Origin of the sequence: Mesorhizobium sp. M0772, from assembly GCF_040320135.1 — a bacterium.
Lineage (GTDB): Bacteria > Pseudomonadota > Alphaproteobacteria > Rhizobiales > Rhizobiaceae > Mesorhizobium.
The window spans coordinates 77,168-85,343 of record NZ_JAMYPB010000026.1; the positions used below are offsets into that span (position 1 = coordinate 77,168).

General features: G+C 66.6%; 2 protein-coding genes. Both read left to right on the plus strand.

Going from position 1 to position 8,176, the window contains the following annotated elements:
- Positions 1–201: 201 nt before the first annotated feature.
- Entirely contained in the window at positions 202–5,688 is a 5,487-nt protein-coding gene (locus NKI06_RS18425; RefSeq protein ID WP_352986519.1) for an alpha-2-macroglobulin family protein, read from the plus strand.
- 83 nt (positions 5,689–5,771) lie between these two features.
- The gene (gene pbpC / locus NKI06_RS18430) at positions 5,772–7,877 is read left to right on the plus strand and encodes a penicillin-binding protein 1C (protein WP_352986522.1); all 2,106 of its coding nucleotides are present in this window, start codon (positions 5,772–5,774) and stop codon (positions 7,875–7,877) included.
- Positions 7,878–8,176: the final 299 nt, after the last annotated feature.

Consider the following 8,176-nt stretch of genomic DNA (forward strand, 5'->3'; position numbering starts at 1 on the left):
CTGAAATAGGCAGGGCTTGGAATTCACACCTTCTGCGTTTTCGCAAGAAAGCGTGATCCCTTTCCCGTGGATGAACTATCGGCATACCGGTCATTGGCCGGTTTGGGAACCGTTGGCGGGCGGAAACCTGCCCGTCCTCGTGTTGACAAGCTTGACTGAAGCTTGAACATGCCGCGGACGTAGCAGTGTCTGGAGGGTGTTATGGCGATGCGCGCGGCGGCTCGTGGTCTGTCGATCTTGATTCTTCTCATTTTCGCCTGGGGGTCTGTAGCGCAAGCGGCCGAAGCCCGCCGGGTGGTGACCTCAAATAATTCCGACTATTTCGGCTTCGATCTCAGATCGGACCAGAATGTCAGCCTCGATCAGTGCAAGACGACATGCCTCGGCGACCCCGCCTGCCGCGCCTTTACTTACAACAACAAGGCCAAATGGTGCTTCCTAAAGTCCGACTATAACCAGTTGAAACCCTTCAGCGGCGCGGTCGCGGGCAAGGTCGTCAATGTCGATGGCGACCCCGATATCGGCGCCCCGCCGGAACTCGCCTTCTTCCCCAACTGGATGGCCGACCAGGCCCAGCAATACCGCAACAAGCTGACCGATCCGGCCTATGACAAGCCGACCGACGGGCTGGAATCACTCCGCGCCGCCGCCGAACAGGCTGCACTGACCGGCGACCATGGGCAGGCCATGAACAAATACGAGGCCGCGGTCTCGGTCCTGCCTGACGACGGTCAGCTTTGGCTCGGTCTGGCGCGTGAAACGCTTGCCATACAGCCGGCCAGCGGCACCTCCGAATCCTACAATCTGCCGGTCAAAGGCACCTCCGCCGCCATCAACGCCTACAAGTTGCTGCGCACCACCAAGACCCGCGCCGAAGTGCTGGCGCTGCTCGGCAACGGCCTCGACCGCCGCGATCTCTACCGTCCGGCCCTGCAGGCTTATGAAGCCAGCCTCGCGCTGGTCAGTTCGCCGGCGGTCAAGGCCGAATATGAGGATCTCAAGGCCCGCAAGGGCTTCCGCGTCATCGATCACTCGATCGACGCCGACACCAGCGCGCCGCGCATTTGCGCGCAGTTTTCCGAGGAGCTGGTCAAGACCGGCGTCGACTACGCCCAGTTCGTCACCGTCGACAACCAGCCGCCCAAGGGCGTCGAGGCCAAGGACAAGCAGATCTGCGTCGAAGGCCTGGAGCACGGCCAACATTACGAAGTGACCTTCCGCGCCGGTTTGCCGGCCGCCATTGGCGAGGTCACCGCCGCTCCGGTCGTGCTGTCGATCTATGTGCAGGACCGCGCGCCGTCCGCCCGCTTCACCGGCGACAGCTTCGTGCTGCCCGCCGGCGCCCGCCGTGGCATCCCCATCGTCACCGTCAACATGAACACCGCGCAGATGAAGCTCTACCGTATCGGCGATCGTTCGCTGGCGCAGCTTCTGTCCGGCTATCAGTTCCTGAAGCAGCTCGACGGCTACGATATCTCCAGCATTTCCGACCAGATGGGTGAGCCGGTCTGGCAGGGGCAGCTGGATATCGCCAACGATCTCAACAAGGACGTCACGACTTCGTTCCCGGTCGACGAAGCCTTGCCGCAGCGCAAGCCCGGCGTCTACGTGCTGACCGCGCAAGCGGTAAATGAAAATGACGAGGACAATTACAATTCGCTTGCCACGCAGTGGTTCGTCGTCTCCGACATCGGCCTGTCGACCTATACCGGCCAGGATGGCCTCAATGTCTTCGCCCGCTCGCTCGGAACCGCCAAGCCGATCGCCGGCGCCGAACTGACGCTGCTGGCCAGGAACAATGAAATCCTCGGCACAGCCACGTCGGACGCCGAAGGCCATGCTGTCTTCAACCCCGGCCTGACGCGCGGCGACGGCGGCATGGTGCCGGCCGTTCTGATGGCCAAGCAGGGCGACAACGATTTCGTCTTCCTCGACATGGGCCGCGCCGGCTTCGATCTGTCCGATCGCGGCGTCGCCGGACGCGCCGCACCGGGCGCGCTCGATGTCTATGCCTGGACCGAACGCGGCATCTACCGCGCCGGCGAGGATGTGCATGTCGCAGCCCTTGCCCGCGACGGCGCCTCCAAAGCGGTGGAAAACCTGCCGCTGACCTTCATCTTCACCCGTCCCGACGGCGTCGAGAACCGCCGCATCGTCGCCGATGGCGTCTCGGCCGGCGGCTATGCCGTCGACCTGCCGCTGGAAGCCAACGCCATGCGCGGCACCTGGACGGTGTCGATCTATACCGATCCCAAGCAGGCGGCCGTTTCCAGCCAGATGTTCCTGGTCGAAGACTTCGTGCCGGATCGCATCGAGTTCGACATGAAGTCCGACAAGCAGGAGATCGCACAGGGCGAAACCGCCAACATCGACATTGACGGCCGCTTCCTCTATGGCGCGCCGGCCGCCGGCCTCGCGCTCGAAGGCGAGCTGACGCTGTCGACGGCGCGCGACTGGGACCGTTTCGCCGGCTATTCGTTCGGCCTTGCCGACGAGCAGTCGGCCGAGCCTTCGGTCACCCCGTTCACCGGTCTGCCGGTGGTCGGCGACGACGGCAAGGCGACCTTCCCGGTCACGGTCGACCAATTGCCCGCGACCACCAAGCTGGTCGACGCCAAGGTCACGGTTCGCATGCGCGAAACCGGCGGCCGCGCCATCGAGCGCTCGCTCAACATCGGCATCCGCCCGCAAGGCCACATGATCGGCATTCGTCCGGATTTCGCCGACAATGAGGTGCCGCAGGGCGGCACCGCCAAATTCAGCCTCATCGCGGTCGACCCCGACGGCAAGCGCGAGACGCTGAAGGGCGCGCAGTGGTCGCTGGTCAAGGTCGAACGCAATTACCAGTGGTATCGCAACAACAACTCGTGGAACTACGAACCGGTCACCTTCACCAAGTCGATCGCCAACGGCCAGGTCGATCTCAGCGCCGATGCCGAGGCGACCGTGACGATGCCGGTCGACTGGGGCCAGTACCGGCTCGAGATCGAGACTACCGACCCCGAGGGACCGGCGACCAGCTATGAGTTCGACGCCGGCTGGTATGTCTCCTCGACCTCCACCGAAACGCCTGACGGGCTCGAGATCGCTCTCGACAAGGACAGCTATGCCGTCGGCGACGTGGCCAAGCTGAAAGTGTCGCCGCATTTTGCCGGCGAACTGCTGGTCACCATCGGCGCCGACAAGCTGCTCAAGACCGTCACGGCAACCGTGCCGGCCGGCGGCAGCACTGTCGAGATCCCGGTCGGTGACGACTGGGGCGCCGGCGCCTACATCACCGCAACCCTGTTCCGGCCCGGCGATGCGCAGGAAACCCGCATGCCGGCGCGCGCCATCGGCGTAAAATGGCTGACGGTCGACCCAGGCTCGAAAAAGCTCGCCGTCACCCTGACGCCGCCGGACAAGACGATGCCGCGCCAGCAGCTGTCGATCCCGGTTTCGGTCGCCGGCGTAGCACCGGGCAGCAATGCCTATGTCACGGTCGCTGCCGTCGATGTCGGCATTTTGAACCTCACCAACTACAAGGCGCCGGATCCGGAGGGCTGGTATTTCGGCCAGCGCATGCTCGGGCTTGAAGTCCGCGACATCTATGGCCGTCTCATCGACGGCTCGCTCGGCACCACCGGCAAGCTCAGGACCGGCGGCGACGGCGCCTCGATGCAGCCGCAAGGCAGTCCGCCGACCGAAAAGCTGGTCGCCTTCTTCTCCGGCCCGGTCCAGCTCGACGCCGACGGCAAGGCAAGGATCGACTTCGACATCCCGCAGTTCAACGGCACCGTGCGCGTCATGGCCGTCGCCTGGACCAAGGAGGCCGTCGGCCATGCCACGACCGATGTCATCGTACGCGATCCGGTGGTGATCACCGCCGGCCTGCCCCGCTTCCTGGCGCCTGGAGATGCAGCGATCATGCGGCTCGATGTCGCCGACACCGACGGTCCGGAGGGCGACTATGCCCTGTCGATCGCCACGACCGGCGACCTCTCGACCGGCGACAAGCCGTTGCCCGAAAAGCTGACTCTCGCCAAGGGCAAGCGCCAGACGCTGACCGTGCCGCTGATTGCACAGACGGCGGGTAATGCCTCGATCACCATCAAGCTCGCCCATGGCGACGGCACCTCCGTCGAGCAGACGCTGTATGTTCCGGTGCGTCCGGCGCAATTGTCGGTCACCAACCGTCTGGTCGTCGACCTCAAGGGCAATGGCGGCTCGCTGCGCGTCGACAAGGAGCTGCTCGCGGCAAGCCTGCTCGACGGCGCCTCGATCAGTGTCGGCGTTTCACAGGCTGCCGCCTTCGACGTGCCGTCGCTGCTGATGACGCTCGACCGCTACCCCTATGGTTGCGCCGAGCAGACCACCAGCCGCGCCATGCCGCTTCTCTACGTCAACGATCTGGCGTCCGGCGTTGGCATGCAAAGCGATCCCGAACTGCACGGCCGCGTGCAGGCCGCCATCTACAAGGTGCTGAGCTACCAGGCTTCTGCCGGCAGCTTCGGCCTGTGGGGTCCGGGCTCCGGCGATCTGTGGCTCGACTCTTACGTCACCGACTTCCTGACCCGGGCGCGCGAGCAGAACTACAACGTGCCGGCCCTGGCGATGAGCCAGGCGCTGAGCAATCTGCAAAACTCGGTCGGTTACGACCAGGACGTCCAGGATCGCGGCAGCGAAATCGCCTACGCGCTCTATGTTCTGGCCCGCAACAAGAAGGCCTCGGTCGGCGATCTGCGCTACTACGCCGACACCAAGCTCGAAGCCTTCTCGAGCCCGATGGCCGTCGCCCAGTTGGCGGCGAGCCTGGCGCTCTACGGCGACGCGCAGCGTTCGGAAACAACCTTCCAGACGGCGCTGCAGCTGGCCAAGTCGACCACCGAATACGACTACTACCGGTCCGACTATGGCTCGCGGCTGCGTGATGGCGCCGCGATCCTGGCGCTCGCCGCCGAATCGAGGCCGGTGCCGACCATCGTGCCGGAGCTGATCCGGCTGGTGGCAAGGGAACGCGCCGATGCCCGCTGGACCAGCACGCAGGACGAGTCCTGGATGCTTCTGGCGGCCCGCGCGCTGAAGTCGGGCAACGACTCGATCACGCTCTCGGTCAACGGCGCGCCGCATGCCGGTGGGTATTCCAACCACCTCAGCGGCACCGACATTGCAGACAGCCCGCTGACCATCGCCAACACCGGCGCCACGCCGCTGCAGGCGGTCGTCACCACGGTCGCCTCGCCGGTAGAGCCCTTGCCGGCCGGCGGCGACGGCTTCACCATCGACCGCACCTACTACAAGCTCGATGGCACCGAAGCCAACGTCACCGAGGCGACGCAGAACGAACGCTACGTGGTCGTGCTCAAGGTTTACGAGCAGAACCGCTGGCCTTCGCGCCTGCTGATCACCGACCTGTTGCCGGCCGGCTTCGAGATCGACAATCCGGGCCTTGTTTCCAGCGCCCAGCTGTCGAACTTCACCTGGCTGGCGCAAACCGACGCCGCCCATCTCGAATTCCGCGACGACCGTTTCGTCGCGGCATTCAATCCCAATGACGGCGATGGCGACCGCAACATCATGCTGGCCTATGTCGTGCGTGCGGTGACGCCGGGCACCTACGCCCATCCGGCGGCCACGGTGGAGGACATGTACCGGCCGCAATATTCGGCCCGCACCGCCACCGGTATGATGGAGATCAAGGCGCCGTAAGGCGCCTTGACGAAGATGAACACGCCGATGTCCGCGACCATCTCCTTCTCCCCGCTATGCGGAGAGAAGGAGCCGGCAGGCGGATGAAGGGCACCACCATGCTCTCCAGAAAATTTCTCCGTCGAACAGGCATCGCCGCCGCCTCCCTCGTCGGCTTTGCGGCGATCGCTGCCGCTTCTCTCTGGGAACTCGACCGCGCTTTTCCGCCGCCGCTGCCCGGAAGGCTCACCGTCTCCACCGAGGTCCAGGACCGCGACGGCCAGCTGTTGCGCGCCTTCGCCACGCCGGACGGTTACTGGCGGCTCGACACTCATCTCGACCAGGTCGACAAGCAGTTCGTCAACATGCTGGTCACCTATGAAGACAAGCGCTTCTGGGACCATGATGGCGTCGATGTGCTGGCGCTGGCGCGCGCCGCCGGCCAGTTCGCCACCAGCGGCCATATCGTCTCCGGCGGCTCGACCCTGTCGATGCAGCTTGCCCGGCTGATCGAGCCACGCGAAAACCGCAGCCTCGGCTCGAAGATCAAGCAGATGCTGCGTGCCATCCAGATCGAGCGGCGGCTGTCCAAGCAGGAGATCCTCGAACGCTACCTGACCTTGGCGCCCTATGGCGGCAATCTTGAAGGTGTGCGCGCCGCCTCGCTCGCCTATTTCGGCAAAGAGCCGAAGCGGCTGACGGTCTCGGAAGCAGCACTGCTCGTCGCCTTGCCGCAATTGCCGGAAAAGCGCCGGCCCGACCGCAATCTCACCATCGCTCATGCCGCCCGCGACCGCGTGCTGACCCGCATGGTTTCGGCAGGCCTGCTTGGCGAGCGCGAGGCCGCGCGCGCCGCCCTCGACGATGTCTCGGGCCTGCGCCGCAAATTGCCGGCGCTGGCGCCGCACGCCGCCTACGCCATGCTGCCCAAGGCCGTGCCCGGCAAGCCACTGCAGCTTATGATCCGCAAAAGCGTCCAGCAAGGGCTGGAACAGGTAGCGCGCGATGCCGCGATCAAGCTTGGCCCGCGCCTGTCGGTCGCCATGGTGATGGCGGACGCACGCACCGGCGACATTCTTGGCGAAGTCGGCTCGGCCGATTTCTTCGATGCCAGCCGCTCCGGCTGGATCGACATGACCAGGATCGTGCGTTCGCCCGGTTCGACGCTGAAGCCGTTCATCTATGGCCTCGCCTTCGAGCAAGGGCTGGTGGCGCAGGAAATGCTGATCGAGGACAGTCCGGTCGATTTCGGCGGCTACCGGCCAAAGAATTTCGACATGGGCTATCAGGGGGATGTCTCGATCCGCCAGGCGCTGCAGCTGTCGCTCAACGTTCCGGCGATCCGCGTGCTCGACTCGGTCGGCCCGGCACGGCTGATGGCGCGCTTCCGCCAGGCCGGCGTCAGCCCGGTGCTACCGGTCAACGAGGCGCCGGGCCTCGCCATCGGCCTCGGAGGCGTCGGCGTAACGCTGCGCGATCTCGTCCAGCTCTATACCGGCCTGGCCAATGGCGGCAAGGCAAACACGCTGCATGACGGCACCGAGCCGGCCAACGACGAGCGCGCCACCGCCACCATCCTCGACGCCCAGGCGAACTGGCAGATCACCGACATATTGTCGGGCGTAAAGCCGCCTGAGGGCGCCTTGCAGCGCGGCATCGCCTACAAGACCGGCACGTCCTACGGCTATCGCGATGCCTGGTCGGTCGGCTTCGACGGCCGCTACGTGCTGGGTGTGTGGGTCGGCCGCGCCGATGCCGGTGCGGTGCCCGGCCTGTCCGGCTATGTCTCGGCCGCCCCCATCCTGTTCGAGGGCTTCGTCCGTTCAGGCCTGACCGCCGTCCCGTTGCCCAGCCAGCCGGCCGGCGTCGTCAAGGCCAGGCGCGAAGACCTGCCGGTGACATTGGCGCGCTTCGGCGCCGGCGCCGACGGACTGGTGCAGGCAGGCCCGACGGAACCGGCGCCAACGATCATTTTCCCGCCCAACGGCGCCCGCGTCGATCTCGCCACCAATTCCGCCGAGGCCTCGCCGCTGGTGCTGAAACTGCAAGGCGGCCGCGCGCCGTTCCGCTGGCTGGCCAATGGCAAGCCGCTCGTCGGCATCGACCGCCGCCGCACTGCGACCTGGCTGCCCGACGGCGCCGGCTATTCGACGCTCACCGTCATCGACGCCGTGGGACGCGCGGCAAGCGTGAAGGTGTTCGTTGAATAGATGGCGCCAAGCGATTCAGGGGATTGGGCTTCTTCGCCCGAGACCCGGCGCGAGGCACCCCCCTGGGGGGGGGGGGGGGGGGCGGGCCGGGGGGGGCCGCGGGGGGGGGGGGGGGGGGGGGGCGGGGGGGGGGGGGGGGCGGGGGGGGGGGGGGGGGGGGGGGGCGGGGGGGGGGGGGGGGGGGGGGGCGGGGGGGGGGGGGGGGGGGGGGGGGCGGGGGGGGGCGGGGGGGGGGGGGGGGGGGGGGGGGGGGGGGGGGGGGGGGGGGGGGGGGGGGGGGGGGGGGTGGGGGGGGGGGG